19 protein-coding genes are annotated in these 20,968 nt (G+C 73.6%); 9 read left to right on the top strand and 10 right to left on the bottom strand.

Annotated features, from left to right (window positions below; translation table 11 throughout):
* Nucleotides 1-17 precede the first annotated feature (17 nt).
* Both ACQZ2A_RS09690 and ACQZ2A_RS09685 read right to left on the bottom strand, forming a co-directional pair.
* Nucleotides 18-899 carry a sugar phosphate isomerase/epimerase family protein gene (locus tag ACQZ2A_RS09690; protein WP_430210127.1) on the bottom strand — a complete coding sequence of 294 codons (882 nt, stop codon included), beginning with the start codon at nt 897-899 and terminating at the stop codon, nt 18-20.
* Between the two features lie 97 nt (nt 900-996).
* Nucleotides 997-1,734, bottom strand: a complete 738-nt coding sequence (locus ACQZ2A_RS09685) for a GntR family transcriptional regulator (RefSeq protein ID WP_430210124.1) — start codon at nt 1,732-1,734, stop codon at nt 997-999.
* 127 nt (nt 1,735-1,861) lie between these two features.
* Between ACQZ2A_RS09685 and iolC the strand changes: the two genes are divergently transcribed.
* From iolC to ACQZ2A_RS09655, 6 genes are all read left to right on the top strand, one after another.
* Nucleotides 1,862-2,818, top strand: coding sequence for a 5-dehydro-2-deoxygluconokinase (iolC, locus tag ACQZ2A_RS09680; protein ID WP_430210121.1), 957 nt, complete (start codon nt 1,862-1,864; stop codon nt 2,816-2,818).
* Entirely contained in the window at nt 2,815-3,705 is an 891-nt protein-coding gene (locus ACQZ2A_RS09675) for a Cgl0159 family (beta/alpha)8-fold protein (RefSeq protein WP_430210118.1), read from the top strand. Before iolC ends, ACQZ2A_RS09675 begins: the two co-directional genes overlap by 4 nt.
* Nucleotides 3,702-4,649 (top strand): 5-deoxy-glucuronate isomerase, encoded by a 948-nt coding sequence (gene iolB, locus ACQZ2A_RS09670; protein WP_430210115.1) that lies wholly within the window; start codon nt 3,702-3,704, stop codon nt 4,647-4,649. Before ACQZ2A_RS09675 ends, iolB begins: the two co-directional genes overlap by 4 nt.
* Nucleotides 4,650-4,651: 2 nt before the next feature.
* On the top strand, nt 4,652-5,671 hold the full coding sequence (locus ACQZ2A_RS09665; protein WP_430210112.1) for a Gfo/Idh/MocA family protein: 1,020 nt from the start codon (nt 4,652-4,654) through the stop codon (nt 5,669-5,671).
* Between the two features lie 95 nt (nt 5,672-5,766).
* Nucleotides 5,767-7,272 carry a CoA-acylating methylmalonate-semialdehyde dehydrogenase gene (locus tag ACQZ2A_RS09660; protein ID WP_430210110.1) on the top strand — a complete coding sequence of 502 codons (1,506 nt, stop codon included), beginning with the start codon at nt 5,767-5,769 and terminating at the stop codon, nt 7,270-7,272.
* A gap of 165 nt (nt 7,273-7,437) precedes the next feature.
* On the top strand, nt 7,438-8,853 hold the full coding sequence (locus ACQZ2A_RS09655; protein ID WP_430210107.1) for a L,D-transpeptidase family protein: 1,416 nt from the start codon (nt 7,438-7,440) through the stop codon (nt 8,851-8,853).
* A gap of 93 nt (nt 8,854-8,946) precedes the next feature.
* Here the strand turns inward: ACQZ2A_RS09655 and ACQZ2A_RS09650 are convergent, their stop codons facing one another.
* From ACQZ2A_RS09650 to ACQZ2A_RS09635, 4 genes are all read right to left on the bottom strand, one after another.
* A complete protein-coding gene (locus ACQZ2A_RS09650) occupies nt 8,947-10,035 on the bottom strand; it encodes a transaldolase family protein (RefSeq protein WP_430210104.1) in 1,089 nt (362 codons plus the stop codon).
* Nucleotides 10,036-10,157: 122 nt separating this feature from the next.
* Nucleotides 10,158-11,174: a Gfo/Idh/MocA family protein gene (locus ACQZ2A_RS09645; protein WP_430210101.1), complete on the bottom strand. Its 1,017-nt coding sequence runs from the start codon at nt 11,172-11,174 to the stop codon at nt 10,158-10,160.
* The gene (locus tag ACQZ2A_RS09640) at nt 11,171-12,157 is read right to left on the bottom strand and encodes a sugar phosphate isomerase/epimerase family protein (protein WP_430210098.1); all 987 of its coding nucleotides are present in this window, start codon (nt 12,155-12,157) and stop codon (nt 11,171-11,173) included. The genes ACQZ2A_RS09645 and ACQZ2A_RS09640 overlap by 4 nt, the downstream gene beginning before the upstream one ends.
* A gap of 34 nt (nt 12,158-12,191) precedes the next feature.
* Nucleotides 12,192-13,388 carry a Gfo/Idh/MocA family protein gene (locus ACQZ2A_RS09635; RefSeq protein ID WP_430210095.1) on the bottom strand — a complete coding sequence of 399 codons (1,197 nt, stop codon included), beginning with the start codon at nt 13,386-13,388 and terminating at the stop codon, nt 12,192-12,194.
* Nucleotides 13,389-13,505: 117 nt separating this feature from the next.
* Here ACQZ2A_RS09635 and ACQZ2A_RS09630 point away from each other — a divergent pair, with 117 nt between their 5' ends.
* Nucleotides 13,506-14,567: a LacI family DNA-binding transcriptional regulator gene (locus tag ACQZ2A_RS09630; RefSeq protein WP_430210092.1), complete on the top strand. Its 1,062-nt coding sequence runs from the start codon at nt 13,506-13,508 to the stop codon at nt 14,565-14,567.
* A 63-nt stretch (nt 14,568-14,630) separates the two neighbouring features.
* Nucleotides 14,631-15,428, top strand: coding sequence for a TIM barrel protein (locus tag ACQZ2A_RS09625; RefSeq protein ID WP_430210089.1), 798 nt, complete (start codon nt 14,631-14,633; stop codon nt 15,426-15,428).
* Nucleotides 15,429-15,451: 23 nt separating this feature from the next.
* Here ACQZ2A_RS09625 and ACQZ2A_RS09620 read toward each other — a convergent pair whose 3' ends face one another.
* From ACQZ2A_RS09620 to ACQZ2A_RS09610, 3 genes are all read right to left on the bottom strand, one after another.
* Entirely contained in the window at nt 15,452-16,465 is a 1,014-nt protein-coding gene (locus tag ACQZ2A_RS09620; protein ID WP_430210086.1) for a Gfo/Idh/MocA family protein, read from the bottom strand.
* Complete coding sequence (locus ACQZ2A_RS09615; RefSeq protein ID WP_430210083.1) at nt 16,465-17,250, bottom strand: SDR family oxidoreductase; 786 nt, start codon at nt 17,248-17,250, stop codon at nt 16,465-16,467. Before ACQZ2A_RS09615 ends, ACQZ2A_RS09620 begins: the two co-directional genes overlap by 1 nt.
* 192 nt (nt 17,251-17,442) lie before the next feature.
* The gene (locus ACQZ2A_RS09610; protein WP_430210080.1) at nt 17,443-18,624 is read right to left on the bottom strand and encodes a phytanoyl-CoA dioxygenase family protein; all 1,182 of its coding nucleotides are present in this window, start codon (nt 18,622-18,624) and stop codon (nt 17,443-17,445) included.
* 120 nt (nt 18,625-18,744) lie between these two features.
* On the opposite strand from ACQZ2A_RS09610, the gene ACQZ2A_RS09605 reads away from it, so the two are divergent.
* Nucleotides 18,745-19,785, top strand: coding sequence for a LacI family DNA-binding transcriptional regulator (locus tag ACQZ2A_RS09605; RefSeq protein WP_430210078.1), 1,041 nt, complete (start codon nt 18,745-18,747; stop codon nt 19,783-19,785).
* Nucleotides 19,786-19,812: 27 nt separating this feature from the next.
* Here ACQZ2A_RS09605 and ACQZ2A_RS09600 read toward each other — a convergent pair whose 3' ends face one another.
* Entirely contained in the window at nt 19,813-20,958 is a 1,146-nt protein-coding gene (locus ACQZ2A_RS09600; RefSeq protein WP_430210076.1) for an ROK family transcriptional regulator, read from the bottom strand.
* Nucleotides 20,959-20,968: the final 10 nt, after the last annotated feature.

Genomic DNA, 20,968 nt, shown 5'->3' with positions numbered 1-20,968 from the left:
CGTTGCGGGTCTGGGGGTCAGGAGGGGGTGCGGAAGCGCTCGACCTGCTCGGTCATCGTGCGCAGCTGGTAGCGGGCCATCTCGGCGGCGTTCTCGTCCTCGGCGAAGACGGAGTTGCACATGACGGTGCCGGGGCGGTCGTAGAAGCCGATCTCAGCGAGACCGCCGAAGAAGTCGTCCCAGTCCAGGTCCCCGGCCCCGATGCGCAGGTGCTGGTGGACGCGGGCCGTGTTGCCGGGCGGGTTGGAGATGTAGCGCAGCCCGTGCGAGCGGTGGTGGTCCATCGTGTCGGCCACGTGGACGAGCCGGATGAGGTCGCCGCCGGCCCGCATGACCTCGCGCATCGGGTGGCCCATGTGGAAGGTGTGGCAGGCGACGTAGACCATCCCGACGTTGGGCGAGTTCAGGCCCCGCAGGACACGGATCGCCTCGAGGCCGTCCTCGACGAAGTCGTCGGGGTGCGGGTCGACGAGGACGTCGATGCCCTCGCGCTCGATGATCGGCAGCAGCTCCTCCATCGAGCGGTAGAAGGCGGCCTCGGACTCCTCGACGCGCTCGGGACGTCCGGAGAACTCGGTACCGATGACCCGCACGCCGAGGTCGACGGCGATCTGGATGATCCGCTTCCAGTTGCGCACCGCGGCCTCGCGGGCCCACTCGTCCGGGCCGGACCAGCGCTGCACGGGCAGCAGCGAGGCGATACCGACGCCGGCGTCGTCGCAGGACTTCTTCAGCTGCCGCACGAGCGCGTCGTCGGCCTTGGGGTGGCGGAAGAACGGTACGAGGTCGACGTGCGGGGTCAGCTGGATGTGCTCGTAGCCCAGGTCGGCGACGACGCGCGGGAAGTCGAGCAACGCGTGGTCGTGGTGGAAGGGCGTGGGGTCCTGGGCGATCTTCACGTCGGAGGTCCTCCCGGCCCGTCAAAGCGGGCGCCGTCAAATGGCCGAATGTCAGAACATTATCACTCTAACGCCCGGCGGGCCTCGGCGGAAGGGTTCAGCGGTCGTGCACCGTGACGTCGAAGGCGTACTGGTCGAAGCGGTAGCAGTGGTCGCCGTACTCGACCGCCTCGCCCTTGGCCGAGTAGGCCTTGCGTGACATCGTGAGGAGGGGGTCGCCGGCCGCCAGGCCCAACAGCTTGCGCTCGCGGGCGGTGGGCCGCCGGGCGCCGATCGTCTGGTGCGCGATGACGGGGTGGGCCCCGCGGCTGCGCAGGATGGCGTAGAGGCTGGCGTCCGCGAGGTCGTCCACCGTGAGGTCCGCGAACTGCGGCGGGAGCCAGTTGTGCATGAGGGCGGCCGGTACGTCGTCGACCGAGCGCAGCCGCACGAGGGAGACCAGCGGTGTCTCGGGCGGGAGTCCGAGCGCCTCGGCGGCCGTGGCGTCGACGGCGCCGTGGTCGAGGGAGAGGACGGTCGTCAGGGGCTTCTGCCCCTTGCGGACCATGTCGTCGTGCAGGCTCGTCAGCTCGTCACGGCGGTGGATGACCTGGCTGGCCACCGTCGTGCCGACGCCGCGCCGCCGGACGAGCAGCCCGCGGCCCACGAGCTCGGCGATGGCACGGCGCACGGTGGGCCGGGAGAGCTCGAGCCGCTCGGCGAGGGCGAGCTCGTTCTCGAAGGGGTCGCCCGGCTTGAGCCGGCCGCTGTCGATCGCCGCGGTCAGCTGCTCGGCGAGCTGGTGGTACAGCGGGACCGGGCTGGTGCGGTCGATGGTGACGGCGATCTCGGGCATGCCCGCAGTGTAGGGGGAGGCTTGACAACGAGTACGCTCTTGCAAATGTCCTAACAAATGTTGACAGCACCCCGGGCGGTCGGGCAGCCTTGGCACAGACCCACCGACGACGACCGCAGGAGGCTCCGTGCCCAACCGCTCCTTCGACGTCCTCGCGATCGGGCGGGTCGGGGTCGACCTCTACCCGATGCAGACCGGCGTCGGCCTCGAGGACGTCGAGACCTTCGGCAAGTTCCTCGGGGGCAGCGCGGGCAACGTCGCGGTGGCCGTGGCACGGCTCGGGCACTCCGCGGCGCTGGTGAGCCGCACCGGGAACGACCCCTTCGGGCGGTTCGTCACCCGCACGCTCGCCGAGCTGGGCGTGGACCCGGTCTACGTGAGCACCGACCCCTCGCTGCCGACCCCGGTGACCTTCTGCGAGATCTTCCCCCCGGACCACTTCCCGCTGTACTTCTACCGCTACCCCCAGGCCCCCGACCTGCGCGTCACGCCGGAGGAGATCGCCCCGGTCGCGGTGCGCGAGAGCCGGCTCTTCTGGACGACCCTCACCGGCCTGTCCGCCGAGCCGAGCCGCACGGCGCACGCCACGGCGTGGTCGCTGCGCGGCCGCCGGGAGCACACCGTGGTCGACCTCGACTTCCGCCCGCAGTTCTGGCGCGCCGAGGCCGAGGCCACCCGGGCCGCCGCGGAGGCCCTCGAGGCCAGCACCGTCGCCATCGGCAACCTCGACGAGTGCCGCGTCGCCGTCGGCACCGACCACCCCGAGGACGCCGCGAAGGCGCTCCTCGACCGCGGGGTCGGGCTCGCCGTCGTCAAGCAGGGACCCAAGGGCGTCCTCGCCGTCTCCGCCTCCGGTGACCGGGTGGAGGTCCCCCCGGTGCCCGTCGAGGTGGCCAACGGCCTGGGCGCGGGCGACGCCTTCGGCGGGGCCTTCTGCCACGGGCTCCTCGAGGGCTGGGACCTCGAGCGGACCCTGCGCTTCGCGAACGGCGCCGGAGCCATCGTCGCCTCGCGCCTCGAGTGCTCCACGGCGATGCCGGAGGAGCACGAGGTGCTGGCGCTCCTCGCGGGGAGCGCGTCGTGACCCGCATCGACACCGCGGCGCTGACGGCACGACGGGTCGCCGAGCCCGGCGCCGTCGCCGCCGCGTGGGCGGGGCGCCGCCGCCGCGAGCGGCTGAGCGCCGACGGGCGCCTGCTCCTCATCGCCGCCGACCACCCGGCGCGCGGGGCGCTCGCCGTGCGCTCCGACGCCACCGCGATGGCCTCCCGCCCCGCGCTGCTCGAACGGCTCGCCACCGCGCTGGAGCGCCCGGGCGTCGACGGTGTGCTCGGCACGCCCGACGTCCTCGAGGACCTGCTCCTCGCCGGCCTGCTCGACGACAAGGTCGTCATCGGGTCGATGAACCGGGGCGGCCTGCAGGGCGCGGTCTTCGAGCTCGACGACCGGTTCACCGCCTTCGACGCCGACACCCTCGCCGCCCACGGCCTCGAGGGCGGGAAGATGCTCACCCGCGTGGCCCTCGACGACCCCGGCACCGCGCCGACGCTCGAGGCGAGCGGTCGAGCGGTCAGCGAGCTCGCCCGCCACGGGCTGATGGCGATGGTCGAACCCTTCCTCACGGTGCGGCGCTCGCCGACGCGCGTCGAGAACCTCCTCGACCCCGACTCCGTCATCTCCTCGATCCACGTCGCCGCCGGTCTCGGCGCCACGAGCGCGCACACCTGGCTCAAGCTGCCCGTCGTCGAGGAGATGGACCGCGTCCTCGACGCCACGACCCTGCCCAGCCTGCTGCTCGGGGGCGACCCCACCGGCGACCCCGGAGACACCTACGCGCAGTGGGGCAAGGCCCTCGGCCACCCCTCTGCCGCAGGCCTGGTCGTGGGGCGCGCCCTGCTCTTCCCGCCCGACGGGGACGTCGCGTCCGCCGTCGACGTCGCCGCCGACCTCGTCCACGGAGGATCCCGATGAGCACGCACACCGGCCTCGGGGTCGACAACCCCGACTTCGTCCGCCCGTGGGGGTCCTCGGCCGAGGGGGCCTTCCAGGTGGTCATCGCCCCGACCTCCGCCGCCCCGGTCCCCGGCTGGGTGCACACGACGCTGCGGGTGGCGGCGGTCGAGGGGGAGGAGACGCTCGAGCACGTCGCCGGCGAGGAGGAGACCCTCGTCGTGCCCCTCGCGGGGTCCTGGCGGGTGGAGGTCACCGACGCCGACGGCAGCACGCACACCGCCGACCTCCCCGGGCGGGCCACCGTGTTCGACGGGCCCACCGACGTCGTGTACGCCGGCCGCGGCTCGACCCTGCGCCTCGCGAGCACGACCGACGGACCGGCACGGGTCGCCCTCTGCGGGGCCCCGGCCACCAAGTCCGCCGCCCCGAAACCGTTCCGGCACATCACCGCCGGCGAGGTGCCGGTCGAGCTGCGCGGTGCCGGGCAGGCCAGCCGCGAGGTGCGCAACATGGGTCTGCCCGACGTCCTCGACGCCGACTCCTTCCTCGTGTGCGAGGTCATCACGCCCGCGGGGAACTGGAGCTCGTGGCCCCCGCACAAGCACGACGAGGAGCGGCCCGGCGAGGAGACCGAGCTCGAGGAGATCTACTACCTCGAGACCCGCGCCACCGACGTCCGCAACACCGACCCCGTCGGCTACCTGCGGGCCTACGGCTCCTCGAGCGAGCGTCCCCTCGACGTGCTCTCCGAGGTGCGTACCGGCGACGTCGTCCTCGTGCCCCACGGCTGGCACGGCCCGGCCGTCGCGGCGCCGGACGCCGACCTGTACTACCTCAACGTCATGGCCGGCCCCGGGCCGGAGCGGGCCTGGCGGATCTGCGACGACCCGGCGCACGCCTGGGTCCGCGACTCCTGGGCCGCCGAACCCGTCGACCCCCGCCTCACGAAGGGACAGCAGTGACCATGCGCATCGGACTCGCGGGGACCGGCCGGATCGGCGCGTTCCACGCCAAGACGCTCTCGACGCTGCCCGGCGTCGACGAGGTGGTCGTCGCCGACCTCGACACCGCGCTCGCCGAGCGGGTCGCGGCCGACCTCGGGGTGTCCGCTGCGCCGTCCATCGACGCGCTGCTCGGCTCGGGCCTCGACGGCTTCGTCATCACGGCCGGCACCGCAGCGCACGCCGACCTCATCGAGGCCGCCGTCGCGCGGGACATCCCGACGTTCTGCGAGAAGCCGGTCGCCCTCGACCTCGAGCGCACGATCGCCCTCGCGGAGCTCGAGGAGCGCAGCGAGGTACCGGTGCACATCGGCTTCCAGCGCCGCTTCGACCGCGGGTACCGGCGGGTGCGGGAGGCCGTCGCCGCCGGCGAGATCGGGTTCGTCCACACGATCCGCGCGGCGACGATGGACCAGGCGCCGCCGCACGCCGCGTACCTGCCGACGTCCGGCGGGTTGTTCCGCGACTGCAGCGTCCACGACTTCGACATCATCCGGTTCGTCACCGGCCGCGAGGTGAGCCGCGTCTTCGCCGTCGGCGCCAACAAGGGCGAGGACTTCTTCACCGAGGCGGGCGACGTCGACACCGCGGCCGCCACCCTCGTGCTCGACGACGACACCCTCGTCTCGGTGACCGCCACGCGCTACAACGGCGCCGGCCACGACGTCCGGATGGAGGTGCACGGCTCCTCGGGCACCCTCGGCGTCGGCCACGACACCACGCTGGCCATCACGTCCGCCGAGGAGGGCGTCGAGTGGCCTCCCGGCCCGCGGCACTGGTCGTTCATGGAGCGCTTCCTGCCGGCCTACGTCGCCGAGCTGACCGCCTTCGCCGACGTCGCCCGCGGGGCGATCGCCAGCCCGTGCACCGTCGTCGACGCGCTCCAGGCCTTCCGGACCGCCGAGGCCTGCGCCCGCTCGATGGCGAGCGGCGCTCCGGTCGACCTCGCCGACGTCCCCGGCCTGCGCGCCACGGCCCACTGATCGAGGAGCTGTATGCCGCCACGAGCGCGGCATCCGTCGCACCACCGTACCTGACACACTGAATCCACCATCCCCACGGACAAGGACCGATACCCGTGAGCACGACCCCCACCCGCATCACCCACCTCGTCGGCGGCACGCCCTGGGAGGGCACCGCCGAGCGCACCAGCCCCGTCTACAACCCCGCCACCGGGGCGCAGTCCGGCGAGCTCGACCTCGCCTCGGCCGCCACCGTCGGTGAGGTCGTCGCGACCGCGAAGACGGCCTGGACGAACGAGTGGAAGGACGCCTCGCTGACCAAGCGCACGCAGGTCCTCTTCGCCTTCCGCCAGCTGCTCAACGAGCGCAAGGAGGACATCGCCGCCCTCATCACGGCCGAGCACGGCAAGGTCCTGTCCGACGCGCTCGGTGAGGTCACCCGTGGCCTCGAGGTCGCCGAGTTCGCCTGCGGCATCCCGCACCTGATGAAGGGCGGCTTCTCGGAGAACGCCTCCACGAAGGTCGACGTCTACTCCATCCGGCAGAGCCTCGGCGTCGTCGCCGTCATCAGCCCGTTCAACTTCCCGGCGATGGTGCCGCTCTGGTTCGTGCCGGTGGCCATCGCCTGCGGCAACGCGGTCGTCATCAAGCCCTCCGAGAAGGACCCGTCGGCCGTCAACGCCGTCGCGGCCCTGTGGAAGGAGGCCGGCCTGCCCGACGGCGTGCTGAACGTCGTCCACGGCGACAAGGAGGCCGTCGACGCCCTGCTCACCCACCCCGACGTCAAGGCGGTCTCCTTCGTCGGGTCCACCCCCATCGCGAAGTACGTCTACGAGACCGGCACCGCGCACGGCAAGCGCGTCCAGGCCCTCGGCGGGGCGAAGAACCACATGATCGTCCTCCCCGACGCCGACCTCGACCTCGCGGCCGACGCGGCCATCAACGCCGGGTTCGGGTCGGCCGGCGAGCGCTGCATGGCGATCTCGGCACTCGTCGCGGTCGAGCCCATCGGGGACGAGCTGGTCGCGAAGATCGAGGACCGGATGGGCAAGCTCGTCACCGGCGACGGCACCAGGAACCCGGACATGGGGCCGCTCGTCACGCGGCAGCACCGCGACAAGGTCGCCTCCTACCTCGACTCCGGCGTCGCCGACGGCGCGACGCTCGTCGTCGACGGCCGCGAGGGCGACGTCGACGCCGACGGCGAGGGCTTCTTCCTGCGCCCGACCCTCTTCGACCACGTCGAGAAGGGCATGTCGGTCTACGACGACGAGATCTTCGGGCCGGTGCTCTCGGTCGTGCGGGCGCGGAGCTACGACGAGGCGCTCGAGCTCATCAACAGCAACCCCTACGGCAACGGCACGGCGATCTTCACCAACGACGGCGGCGCCGCCCGGCGCTTCCAGAACGAGGTCGAGGTCGGGATGGTCGGCATCAACGTGCCCATCCCCGTGCCGATGGCCTACTACTCGTTCGGCGGCTGGAAGAACAGCCTCTTCGGCGACAGCCACGCCCACGGCATGGAGGGCGTGCACTTCTTCACCCGCGGCAAGGTGGTCACCTCGCGCTGGCTCGACCCGAGCCACGGCGGCATCGAGCTGGGCTTCCCGCAGAACGCCTGACCTGCGCACCCCGACGATGCCCCGGCGCCCGCGCGCCGGGGCATCGTTGCGGGTTCGTGACGCCCACGGACCGGTCCCCGTGTGGTACGGACCGGGGATCTGCCCCATCATGGTCCGGGGTGTGTCCGGGTCGGAGCCGGCACCGGAAGCGGGAGAGGTGGACCGATGGGTTCACGCAGGAAGGTGCTGCTCGGCGTCGCCGTGGCGGTGCCGCTGGTGCTCACGGGGGCGGGCACGGCGTACGCGACGCACTACGCGGACCGCGCCCTGCCGGGAAGCGCCGTCAGCGGGACGGACGTCGCGGGGCAGACGCGTGAGCAGGTCGCCGCGTCGGTCCGCGAGCGGGCCGAGGCCCTGACCGTCACCGTGCGGAACGGCTCGAGCACGCACGCCGAGCACCTCGCCGACCTCGGCTACCGGGTCGACGTCGACGCCACCGTCGACGCGGTCTTCGCCGCCAACGGCCGCTGGTCCTCCTACGCCAGCTCGCTGGTGTCCGAGCACGACGTCCCCGCCGTCGTCCGGGTCGACGAGCGGGCCCTCGAGGCCGCCGTGGACGAGCTCGTCCAGGAGGCCGGCGAGTCCGGCCGCGACGCCTCCGTCGCCCTCGCGAAGAACAAGAAGTCCTTCGTCGTCACGCCGGCCGTCGCGGGCCGCACCGTCGACCCCGCGAGCCTTCACGACGTCGTCGCCGAGGCGGCCCGCACGCTGCGCCCGGCGACCGCCACCGTCGCCTTCGTCGACGGCGAGCCCGACGTGACCACGGCCGCCGCCGAGAAGGTCGCTGCGGCGGCCAACGCCGTCGTCAAGGCGCCCGTCGTCATCTCCGACGGCGAGGAGAAGCACGCCGCGTCCCCGGCCCTCAAGGCCTCCTGGGTCGTCCTGCCGAGCACCGGGGGCTCGGCCGTGCCGACCCTGGACGCCGCCAAGGTGGGCCGGTGGGTCGACTCGGTCGCGAAGGACGCGAACCGCGACCCCCGCAAGGGGCTGCGCTACCTCGACGGCTCCGGTGAGGTCCGCAAGGTGATGACCGAGGCCCGTGACGGCCGCACCACGAAGAACGCCGAGGCCCTCACCTCGGCCGCCGTCGCCGCCCTCGGCTCCGGCGCGAAGTACTCCGGCAAGCTCGCCTACACGACGACGAAGGCGACCTGGGAGGAGCGGACCATCGCCCCGGGCGCCGAGAACCTGGCGTACCCGGCAGCGGTCGGGGAGAAGTGGATCGACGTCAACCTGAGCCGGCACACGATGACCGCCTACGTCGGCGCCGAGGTCGTGTACGGCCCGGTCGCGATGGTCAACGGCTCGGCGCAGAAGCCGACCGTCACCGGCACGTTCGCGGTGTACTACAAGAACCCGCTGATGACGATGCGCGGCAGCAACGCCGACGGCACGAACTACGAGACGCCGAACGTGCCGTGGTCCTCGTTCTTCCACCGCGGGTTCGCCCTCCACGGGGCCCCGTGGCGCAAGACCTTCGGGTACTCCGCGTCGCACGGCTGCGTGAACCTGCCGGTCCCGGTGGCCAAGTGGGTCTACGACTTCGCGACCATCGGCACCTCGGTCACCAGCCACTACTGAGCGGCGCCCGCGCGCCGCACGCCACGGAGCCCCGGGAGCCGACAGGCTCCCGGGGCTCCGCAGGGTTCCCCTCGGGCGAGGGTCAGGCAGCCCTCACGGGGCGGGGGTGATGACGTCGCGGACGAGCTGGTCGAGCTCCTCGTCGGCGGTGAGGAACTGGCGCAGCGTCTTGCGGGTGGCGCCGAAGTCGTCGAACTCGGCGGGGGTCATGCCGTCCGGCTCGTAGGCGCGGCGGAAGTCCTCGATCCGCTCGAGCGAGGCGATGATCTCGGGGTCGACGGGGACGTCGATGCGCGGCTGCGGGTCGATGCCGCTGTCCTGGAACGTCTGCTGCCACGCGAACGGCGGCGAGAGGACGAGGTCGCCCCCCACGAGCTCGGTCCACTGCAGCTGGTTGCGGTAGGCGGCCGCGAGCACGCGGGCGCGCAGCCCGCGCTCGCGGAAGAGGGCGTAGGCGCGCTTGACCGCTGCGACGCCCGCCCACTCGAGGTGCTCGGGGTCGATGTCGAGCCCGTCGCGGGCGACGACCTCCTTGAGCCAGTCGTCGAGGCGGCCGACCATGATGGTCACGACCGGGCCGATGCCCTCGACGGGCAGGCCCTCGGCCTCGCGGCGCTCCAGCCCGCGCTCGATCGCCTCGCCCGTCGCGAGCGCCTGCGGCACCGTGAAGGAGACGGTGACGTTGATGTTCACCCCGCGGTAGGTGGCGTCCTCGATGGCCTCCACGCCCACCGAGGTCGCCGGCACCTTGACGATGATGTTCGGGGCGAGCGAGGCGAAGTGCTCGGCCTGGTCGGCCAGGTCCTTCGCGGACCGGCGCAGGCGGGGGTCGGTCTGCATCGAGAGGCGGCCGTTGCGGCCGCCGTGCTCGGCGAAGAGCGGCTCGAGCAGCCGGGCGGCCTCGAGCGAGACCTCCTCGACCACGAGCCAGCCGATCTCGGACTCGGTCGCGGTCGGCCGCTCATCGGCGATCTCGCGGATGCGGGCCTCCCACCGGGGCTGGTCCGCGCGGATCGCCGCGAGCGCGATGACCGGGTTGCACGTGGCGCCCACGGCGCCCCACCCGATGGCCGTGGCCAGCTCGCGAGGGTCGGCGCTGTCGTTCCAGAGCGCGGTGGGGGTGGTCCTCGTCATCGCCAGGAGCGGCGAGCCCACTGCCGTCGTCGTGTGCGCGTCGGCCATCACGACTCCTTCCGTTGCTAATGTCCTGACAAACAGACTAACCTACAAATCCGCCGACGGGAACCGCTGCGAGCCCCCGGTCCTCAGGATCCGGGGGCTCGGGCGGCGGCGCTCGCCGATGGTCAGCGCGCGGGGCGCCGGACGTCGAGCCCCGCTGCGCGGTAGGCGGCGTCGACCATCGTCATGGTCGCGACGGGGAAGTCGACGTCGGTGACGACGGGGACACCCTCGCGCACGGCGGCGGCGAACGCCTCGAGCTGGTAGGTGTAGCTCGTCCTCCGTCCGAGCCGTTCGACCGCCGGCTCCCGGCCCGGCCGGCGCCACACGAGGGTGTCGTCCTCGCTCGGTACCGCGAACATCGGCACCTCGAGCGAGCCCTCCGACCCCGTGACCGTCAGGCTGAAGTTCCGCCCCGCGAAGTCCATGTCGGCGCCGCCCGTACCGGTCGCGCCGGAGGGATAGCTCACCTCGAGCGACAGCCGCTCGTCGACGCCGGGGCGGCCCGGACGCTCGGTCGCGGTCGCGGAGACCAGGGTCGGCTCACCGCCGGCGTGCTCGCCGAGCAGCCGGAGGCAGGAGATCGAGTAGCAGCCGAGGTCCATCGTGGCCCCGCCGGCCAGCTCCGAGGACCAGCGCGGGTCGTCGTCGGGGGGTGCCGGCATCCGCAGGGGCGCGTCGACGTGACGGACCTCGCCGATGCCACCCGCCCCGAGGATCTCGCGGACCCGCAGGAAGAGCGGGTGGTACGGGTAGTGGAAGCCCTCGAGCCAGACGACGCGGGCCGCCCGGACGGCCTCGGCCACGGTGCGCATCTCCTCGCCGTTGGCCGCCGCCGGCTTCTCGGTGAGCAGGTGCTTGCCGGCCCGGACCACCGCGAGGTTCCAGTGGCCGTGCATCGCGTTGGGCAGCGGGTTGTAGACGGCCTCGACCTCGGGGTCGTCGATGACGTCCTGGTAGCTCCCGAGGACCCGCTCGATGTCGTGCTCGGCCGCGAAGGCCACCGCCCGCTCGCGGGAGCGGGCCGCCACGGCGACGACCCGGTGCCCGGTGGCCCGAGCGGGTTCGACGAGCGCCAGGGAGGTGATGCGCGCCGCCCCGAGGACGCCGATGCGGAGCGGCTCCGGGGCGGCGGGGCTCACAGCGCCCGCTCGGCCTCGAGCAGGGTGTCCGCCGCGAAGCGCAGGCCCTCGAGCTGGTCGAGCTCGAGGTCCTCGTGCTCGATGTTCACCGGCATGTCGGGGTCGACGTCGCGCAGGGCCCGGAGGAACTCGGTCCACCACTGCACGTCGTGGCCGCGGCCGACGGCGACGAAGTCCCACGAGGAATCGCTCGGCCAGCCCGAGAGGGACGTGCCACCGCCGAGGGGCAGGTAGCCCTTCTCGCCCTCGGCGACCCGGGTGAAACTGTCGTCGAGCACGCCGTTGACCGCGGCGGCCTCGTTGATGCGCGTGTCCTTGGCGGCGGCGTTGACCACGAGCGAGCCGAGGTCCTTGACCGCCTCCACCGGGTCGATCCACTGCCAGAAGAGGTGGCTGGGGTCCATCTCGGCGCCGACGTGGGTGGAGCCGATCTCCTCGGCGAGGCGGTGCATCGTCCGGGGGTTGAAGACGATGTTGCCCGGGTGCATCTCGATGGCCACCTTCACGTCGGCCGCGGCGGCGCGGGCCTGCACGTCCTTCCAGAACGGCACGGCGACGCCCCACTGGTGGTCGCGCACGTCGAGCAGCGGGCTCCACCACGGGAGGGGGTTCCACACGGGGTTCGTGCCGCCCGGGCTGCCCGCGGGGATGCCGGACATCGTCACGACGCGCGTCACCCCGAGCAGGGCCGCGAGCTCGATGGAGTCGAGCAGGTCCTGGGCGTGGGGGAAGCCCTCGCGCGGGAAGAGCGGGTTGCCGTTGCAGTTGAGCGCCGTGAGGGTCAGGCCCCGCGAGCTGAACTCGCCGAGGTACTGCTGGCGGGCGTCCTCGCTGGCGCGCAGCTCCTCGACCGGCAGGTGGATGGGCGGGAGGAAGCCGCCGGAGTTGATCTCGACGCTGGTCATGCCGAGGCCGGCGATGATGTCGAGGGCCTCGCCGAGCGGCTTGTCGCCGAGGCAGGCGTTGTAGACGCCGAGGTACATGAGCTGCTCCTAGCTGCGGGGGAACCGGTGTGGGTCAGGCGGAGTGGTGCACGGGGAGGTCGACGACGGCCCCGCCGGCAGCCGCCGAGCGGATGACGGCGTCGATGATCGTGAGGTCGCGCACGCCGTCGGCGAAGGTCGCGACCGGGGGCAGGCCGCCCTCGATGCCGGCGACCTGCTCGAAGAACGCGCGCAGCTGGAAGCCGAAGAGGTCGCCGACCCCGAACGAGACACCGGGGAAGTCCATCGGCACGCCACCCTTGAGGTACGGGTGCGCCGGCCCGACGAGCACCTGGTTGTAGCCGTCGAGGCCGTCGTCCCGCAGCTGCCGGATGACGGAGAACTCGGCCGGTCGGTCCATGTCCCACTTCGCGGCGCCGGTCTCGGCGAACAGGTCGAAGGCCAGCGAGTTGGCGTGGCCGGGAGCGACTCGCGAGATCGAGAAGGTACCGACGGCGCCCGAGGCGAAGTGCGCCGTGAAGGTGGCGACGTCGTCGTTCTCGACGGGCTCCTTGACGTCGGTGAGCTCGGCGCGGGCGTGGCCGTACGTCGTCCCGGCGGCCAGGTAGCGCTCGGTGACCTTCGTCGTGAACGCGGCCCCGCCGACCTGGGTCATCGGGCCGCAGACGAACTCCGCGAGGTCGATGAGGTGGCTGCCGATGTCGGCCAGCGCACCCGTTCCCGGGCCGCCCCGGTAGCGCCAGGCCATCGGGGTCCGGGCGCTGCGGGCGTAGTCGCACCAGTAGCGGCCGTTGAAGTGAGACACCTCGCCGAGCTCGGTGGCCACGAGCTCGCGGATCGCCGCGACGGCGGGCTGTCGGCGGTAGACGAAGGCCGTGCCGGTGACCAGCTCGGGGTGGGCGGCGGCGGCGTCGGCCATCGCCTGCGCGTCCTCGAGGGAGTCCGACAGCGGCTTCTCGCAGATGACGTGCTTGCCGGCCTCGAGCAGGGCCTCGACGATCTCGCGGTGCAGGGAGTTGGCGACCACGACGCTGACGACCTGGACGTCGTCGGCGGTGAGCAGCTCGCGCCAGTCGGTGCCCGACCGGGAGTACCCGTACCGGGTCCTCGCGTCCTCGGCGACGCCCGCATCGGCGTCGACGACGGCGGCGTAGTGGATCGGGGGCAGCGGGGGGTCGAACAGGGTGGGCGCGGACCGGTAACCGGCGCAGTGCGCGCGACCGGCCATCCCTGCACCGATCACCGCGACCCCGATGGGCTGCTGGGACATCGTCGTCTCTCCTTGTCGCCGTCGTCGTCGACGTGTATAAAGCGCTTTAAGAGATGGTGGACCCGCGGCGGACGCCTGTCAAGATTTTGTCCGGACAAACTGTCAAGGAGAGGGCGGATGGTCACGCAAGGCGGCGCACGACCCCGGCTGGTCGACGTCGCGCGGCGGGCGGGCGTCTCGACGGCCACCGCCTCGCTGGTCCTGCGCGGACGTCCCGGCCCGAGCGAGGTGACGGCGGACGCGGTGCGGGGTGTGGCCGCCGCCCTCGGGTACCGCCCCGACCGCACCGCGAGCCTGCTCGCCCGCCGCCGCTCGCACCTCATCGGGGTCCTCCTCGACGTCACCAGCCCGTTCCACGCCGAGCTCGTCCGGGCGCTCGACGACGAGGCGGGCGAGCAGGGCCTCGACCTCGTGCTGTCCACGGTCACGGCCCGCCGGGACGAGGCCGGGGCGGCCGAGACCCTGCTGGACTTCCGCTGCGAGGCTCTGGCCGTGCTCGGCCCGGCCATGCCCGACGCCGCCCTCGACGCCCTCGCCGCCACCGTGCCCACCGTCGTCGTCGGGCGGCGGGGAACCCCGCTCGCGCCGGGGGTGCTCGTCTCCGACGACCGCGGTCTCGAGCTCGCCGTCGACCACCTCGTGGGCCTGGGGCACCGCCGCATCTCGTTCGTGGACGGTCCGCGTGGCTCCATCGCGACGGCCCGGCGCAGCGGCTACCGGGCGGCCATGTGTCGCCACGGGCTGGCCGGGGAGGTCGACGTCCTGGCCGGGGGCGCGACGGAGGACGACGGCGCGCGCGCAGCCGGCGGCCTCCTGGCCCGCCCCGCCCGCTCCCGCCCGACGGCCACCGTGTGCTTCAACGACCGGGTCGCGATCGGGCTGCGGGACAGCGTCTTCCGATCCGGTCTGAACCTGCCCGCCGACCTCTCCGTCGTCGGTTACGACGACAGCCCGCCGGCCCGGCTCGGCACCGTCGACCTCACCTCGGTCAGCCAGGAGCCCGAGCGACTGGCCCACGAGACGGTGGGGCTGCTCGCCGCCGCCCTCCAGGGCGAGGAGGCTGCGGTCGCGGACGTCGTCATCGACCCTCGGCTGGTGCTGCGGTCCTCGAGCGGGCCCCCGGCTGCGTCGACGTCCCCGCCCTCGACGTCCTCCCCAGCTCGCGACAGAATGTCCTGACAATTGCGGCTATGCTGCTCGCGGACCGTCGCCGAGTCCGTCCCCTCCGACCAGGAGCCCGGCATGAGCACCACCCCGTTCGTCCTCGCCGCGAGTGCCGAGATGCTCTTCGTCGACCTCCCGGTCGCCGACCGGGTGCGGGCCATCCACGACGCCGGGTTCGCCGTGGAGATCTGGGACTGGCGGGGCCACGACCTCGATGTCCTCGAGGCGCTCGCCGCGGACGGTGTGCGCTTCACGTCGATGACCGGGTACACGACGGGCACGCTGGCCGACGAGGCCGGCGCCGACGAGCTGCTGCGCACGGCGGCCGAGTCGGTCGCGGTCTCCCGCCGGCTCGGGGCCCCGAGCCTGAACCTCCACGGCACCGGGCTCGACGGACGCGGGCTGCCGGTCGTCCCCGCCCACGAGGTGACCCCGCAGATGTGGGACACCGCCCGGCGCACGCTGGGCCGCATCGCCGAGCTCGGCGAGCGGGAGGGCGTGACGTTCGTCCTCGAGAACCTCAACACCGCGGTCGACCACCCCCGCACTCCGTTCGCGCGGGCCGCCGACACCCTGGACCTCGTGCGAGGGGTCGACTCATCGCACCTGCGGCTCAACCTCGACCTCTACCACGCCCAGATCGGCGAGGGGAACCTCATCGAGCTGTGCCGGGAGGCGCTGCCGTGGGTCGCCGAGGTGCAGGTCGCGGACGTTCCGGGTCGGTGTGAGCCCGGCACCGGCGAGATCCGCTACGCCGGGGTGGCCGGTGCGCTCGCGGACGCCGGCTTCACCGGGGTGGTCGGCCTCGAGGCCTTCGCGAGCGCCGACCCGGCCGCGGCCCTCGCCGCCTTCCGCGAGGCCTTCACGGTCGACTGACGGCGCGGGAGCGGCCGGTCGCCTCAGCGGGCGACCGCGTCGATGCGCACCGGGCGCTTCTCCCGGGCGGACAGCGTCGCGGCCTCGGCGATCCAGGCCGTCCCCATGGCGTCCTCGATCGTGCAGGGCGACGCGACCTCGCCGGCCGCGACGGCGCAGAACGTCGCGAGCTCGGCCCGGAAGGCGGCGGTGAGGCGGTCCATGAAGAAGGAGTGCGGGGGGCCGGCGGGCCAGGTGACGCCGGGCTGGGTCGGCCGCAGGGGCAGGCCCTCGTCGAGACCGGCGGCCACGGCGTCGAGCACCCCGTGCACCTCGAGGCGGACGTCGTAGCCGCGTGCGTTGGTGCGGGTGTTGGAGACCACGCCGAGCGACCCGTCCGCGAGGGTGATGAGGACCGAGACCGTCGTCCAGTCACCGTGGTCGGCATACATCTCGGCCGGGGCGTCGGGGTCGACCGCGCCCACGGCGTAGACCTCCACGGCCTCCTGGCCGGTGACCCAGCGCACGGCGTCGAAGTCGTGGACCGAGCAGTCGCGGAAGATGCCGCCGGAGCCTGCGAGGTAGCCGGCGGGGGGCGGCGCGGGGTCGAGGGTCGTCGAGCGCACCGTGTGCACCCGGCCGAGCTCCCCGGTGCGGACGGCGTCCCGGGCGGCGACGAACGCCGGGTCGAACCGGCGCGGGTACCCGATCTGCACCGGGACGCCGGAGCCGGCCAGCCGGTCGCGGACGGTGACGGCCTCGTCGGCCGAGCCGGCGATCGGCTTCTCGCAGAACGTGGGGATGCCCCGACCGGCCGAGGCGAGCAGCAGCTCGGCGTGCGCGCCGGTCGCGGCGGCGATGACCACGCCGTCGACCCCGGCGTCGAGCAGCGCTTCGGGCGAGTCGACCGCCGTCGCCTTCGGCAGGCGCGCGGTGACCGCGTCGACGGCAGCCGCCACGGGGTCGGTGACGACGAGCTCGTCGACCCGGTCGAGGGCGGCGAGGGTGTCGGCGTGGAAGGCGCCGATGCGCCCGAGTCCGATGAGTCCGATGCGCATCAGTCTTGACATCCTTGGATGATCTGGTCCCAGTCGAGGACCGAGCCCGTGACGACTCCGCTCCGGTCGGAGAGGAGGAAGACGACCATGTCGGCGATCTCGTCGACCTGGCCCAGCCGGCCCATGGGCACGCTCGCGGCGGCCCGGGCCGCCCAGTCCTCGCCGGCCCCGTGGAACCGTCGCTGGATGTCGGCCTCGCCCTCGGTCTCGGTCCAGCCGATGTCGAGGCCGTTGATGCGGATCCGGTCCCACCGGTGCGCGAACGCGGCGTTGCGGGTGAGCGTGGCCAGTCCCGCCTTCGCGGCCGAGTAGGCAGCCAGGTACGGCTGCCCGCCGAGCTCGGCACTGCTGATGATGTTGACGACCGCGCCGCCCGCGCCGCGGCGGGTCATGTCCGCGACCGCGGTCTGCATCGTGAAGAACGGCCCGCGCAGGTTGGTCGCGACGTGGGCGTCGAACAGCTCGGGGGTGGTGTCGAGCAGCGTGCCGCGCGTGGTCAGGCCGGCGGAGTTCACGAGGCCGTCGATGCGGCCGAAGCGCTCCACCGTGGCCGTCACGGCGGCCACGGCACTCGCCGGGTCGGCGACGTCGCACTGCACGGCCAGCGCCTCGGACCCGCCGTCGCGCAGCTCGGCGGCGAGGGCCTCCGCGCGGTCCGTCCGCCGGCCGGCCACCGCCACGAGCGCACCCTCCCGGGCGGCGGCCCGAGCCACCGCGGCGCCCACGCCCGAGGTCGCCCCGACGACGAGCACGACGCGGTCGACGAGCAGGTCGGTGAGGCTCATGGGGGCTGCGAACTTCCCGTCGGGAGGTCGTGGATGAACCAGGCGCGGTGGCGAGGGCGCGAGGTCCGCGGCCGATCCATCATGGTCCCCAATCGCGCATCTGTCAACAGAATGTCCTGACATATAGCCTGATGACGATGCGCCGTCCGCGCTCGTTCGGCGGGGAGCCCGTGGTCGGTGGCGTGGTCCGCGTCAGTGGCTCAGCCGGGCGTGGGCGCCGGCCTCGAGGCGGGTGCCGAGCTGCTCGGGGGTCAGGGCCACCGCGAGGGCGTCGAGCACGACCTCGGCCTGGCTGCGCGGGGTCATCCCGTCGACCGGCACGTCGCGGTCGAGGTTGGTCGGGAAGGCGTACCCCTCGGCCGAGGCGGCGACGACCCGGGCGGCGGCGTCGTCGGGCAGGCCGTCGGCCACCGCCGCGAGCAGCGCGGGGTAGACCGCGCGCACCACTCGGTCGCGGTCGACGGTCTCCATCGCCCGGCCGAACGCCGAGGACACCTGCAGCAGGTTGGCCATCCGGCGCACGTCGTTCGTGTGGTTCGACCCGGCGGCGTGGAAGAGCGCGGGGTTGAAGAAGACGGCGTCACCGGCCCGCAGGGGCAGCTGGACGTGGTGGCGCTGGAAGTGGTCCTGGAACTCCGGCAGCCAGTAGGCGAGGTAGCCGTAGGCGTACTTCTGGCTGTGCGGGAGGTAGAGGGTCGGTCCGGTCTCGACCGGCATGTCGCAGTGGGCGACCGCGCCCTGGAGCGTGAGCAGCGGTGAGACGTCGTGCACGCGGCCGGGGTAGCGCCCGGTGACCTCGGGGCTCTGGAACCCGAGGTGGTAGTCGCGGTGGACGGTCTGCCCCTTGCCGCCCGGGTTGACGACGTTGACCTGCGAGGTGACCTGGTAGGCCGGGCCGAGCCAGGCGCTCGCGGCGAGGGCGACCATGTCGTTGGCGTAGTAGGCGACGAAGGCCTCGGGGTCTCGGACGGCGAGCTTCTCGAGGGCGTTCCACACCCGGTCGTTGGAGCCGGGGCCGGCGAAGTGGTCGCCGGCCAGCTGCCCGGCCGCCTTCTCCTGCGCGATGACCGCCTCGAAGGCCGCGGTGACCCGCTCGAGCACCGGGGGCTCGAAGGCCCCGGCGAGCACGACGATCCCCGGGCCGTCGGCGAACGCGTCGGCGAGCTCGGCCCGCACGACGTCGGCCGACGCCTGGTCCGCGAGGCGCGGACGCAGCGACTCCGCCTCGTAGACCAGGACGCCCTCGAGCACCCGGTCGGCGTGCGGGTACGCCGCTGCGTCCGTCGTGTCCTCGAGGACGGCGAGCAGGTCCTCGAGCCGGCAGTCCTCGGCCCGGCGGAAGCCCGGGGTGGCGGTGGCGGTCGTCGGCGTCATCGGGGTGCTCCTCGTCGAGCGGGCGGTGGTGGTCCGTCCACTGTGCGGTGGACGGGGCTGGCCGGCACGGGGCAAAGTCCATCAGAATCACCTCAGCATCCGTCGCCGAAGGGAGGGACCGTGCCGCGCACCGGCCACCGCGTCCGCGACGTCGCCGAGCAGTGCGGCCTCTCGACCGCCACGGTCGACCGGGTCCTCCACGGCCGCGCCGGTGCCAGCCCCCGGGCCGTGCGGGCGGTCGAGGAGGCCCTCCTCGAGCTCGACCGCCAGGCCACCCAGCTGCGGCTGGCGCGGCGCACCGTCTTCGTCGACGTCGTGCTCGACGCCCCGGGCCGGTTCCGTGACGCGGTGCGCACCGCGACCGAGGAGACGCTGCCGGCCCTGCGCCCCGCGACCGTGCGGGCCAGGTTCCGGATGGGCGGCGGCGCGGCGCCCGAGGCCGTCGCGGCCCTCGTCGACGCGGTCGGCACAGGAGGGCGGGTCTCGCACGGCCTCCTCCTCAAGGCACCCGACCACCCCGCGGTCGCCGCGGCCGTGCGCCGAGCGGGCGCGCGCGGCATCCCCACCGTCACCCTCGTCACCGACGTCGCCGGGTCGGGGCGGGTGGCCTACGCCGGGCTCGACAACGTCGCGGCCGGGGCCACGGCGGCCCACCTGCTCTCGGCGGTGCTCCGGGGCGCCCCGGGCCCGGTCCTCGCCACGGTCAGCCACCGCGCCTTCCTCGGCGAGCAGGAGCGGCTGGTCTCCTTCGAGGAGGGGCTCGCGGTGACCGATCCCGGTCGCGAGGTGCTGCGGGCCGGTGACGTGCACGGGGCCGACGAGCCGATGGCCGAGGCGGTCGCCGCGGTGCTGGCCCGGCGACCCGACGTCGCGGGGGTCTACTCGATGGGCGGCGGCAACGCCGGCACGGCTCGGGCGCTCGCCGCCGCAGGGCTCGCGGGCATCCCGTTCGTCGGCCACGACCTCGACGCCGACAACCTGCCGCTGCTGCGGTCCGGGGTCCTGACCGCGGTGCTCCACCACGACCTGCGGGCCGACCTGCGCACCGCCCTCACCCAGCTGCTGCGGGCCCAGGACCTGCTCCCCGGCGCCCCGGCGAGCGAGCCGTCATCCCCCCAGGTCGTCACGCCGTGGAACATCCCGCCCCGTCTGCGCGGCTGACCGGCGGTCAGCGGCCGACTGCCGGGCTCATCCGGGGGCTCCGCCGCCGGTGGACACCCAGGTCCGCAGCCGCGCCAGGGCGTCCTGCCGCACACCGGTCAGGGACGGCTGGTCGACGATCGTGGCCCGGCGCAGCGGCACGTGCCGTGGCATGGCCCGGAACGCCGCCTCGGTCGCTGCGAACAGGCGAGGGTCCGACCCCACGGCGCCGCCGAGGATGATCTCCTCCGGGTCGAGCAGGGCGATCATGGCCGCCAGCACTCCACCGATGGCGCCGGCGAGGTGGCCGAGGGTGCCGGACGGGTCGTCGGCGCCGGGCGCCTCGGCGATGGCCGAAACCGTCGCCTCGACCTCGATGGCCGTGGAGCCCTCCTGTCGTAGCCCCAGCTCGGCGAACACCTCCGTGAACGGCACTGCCCGCCCGGCGGCGCCCCGGGTGAGCAGGTGGGCGACCTCCCCGGCCAGGCCCCGCGCACCACGAAGGACCTCGCCGTCACTGACGACGGCGCAGCCCAGCCCCTCGTCGAGGTACAGGTAGGCGAAGTCGTCCAGGGAGTCGCCCGTTGCCCTGCGCTCGGCTCGCGCCGCCCAGTTCACGTCGTTGTCGATGGAGACAGGAGCGGACACCACGCCCTGCAGGACCTCCTTCGGCGAGAGGTCCCCGACGAGGAACGGGGCGTCGGGCAGGTGCACCAGGCGACCACTCCGGCGGTCGACGGGGTCCGCGGCGCTCACGACGACCAGCCGGACCGCGGGCCGGGAGGCGGAGCCCACCTCGGTCACCACCCGCTGCAGCGTCCGGCCGACCTCGTCGGGGGAGGCCGGCCGGGACAGCGACTCCACGGCGGTGGCGACGACCTGCCCGTAGACGTCCACGGCCTCGGCGCGGATGCCGTCCGGGGCGATGCTGACCGCGAGCGCGACGCCGATGTCGTCGGCCAGGGCGAACAGCGTCCCGGCACGGCCGCGGCGCCCCGTGGTCACCCCGCCCGTGTCGCGCACGACCCCCGACTCGACGAGCCGGCGCACGCTCTCGCCGACGGTGGGCTTCGAGAGGCCGGACCGGGTCGCGATCTGCGCGCGGGTGAGCCGGGGCTCGTCGATCAGGGCGGTGAGGACGTGCTGGTCGGAGAGGTGCCGCAGCAGGTCCAGCGACGGCTTCGAGGGCTCCACGTCCGCAGTC

Source organism: Phycicoccus avicenniae (genome assembly GCF_050496545.1).
Lineage (GTDB): Bacteria > Actinomycetota > Actinomycetes > Actinomycetales > Dermatophilaceae > Phycicoccus > Phycicoccus avicenniae_A.
This window is presented reverse-complemented; position numbering and strand designations above follow the sequence as displayed.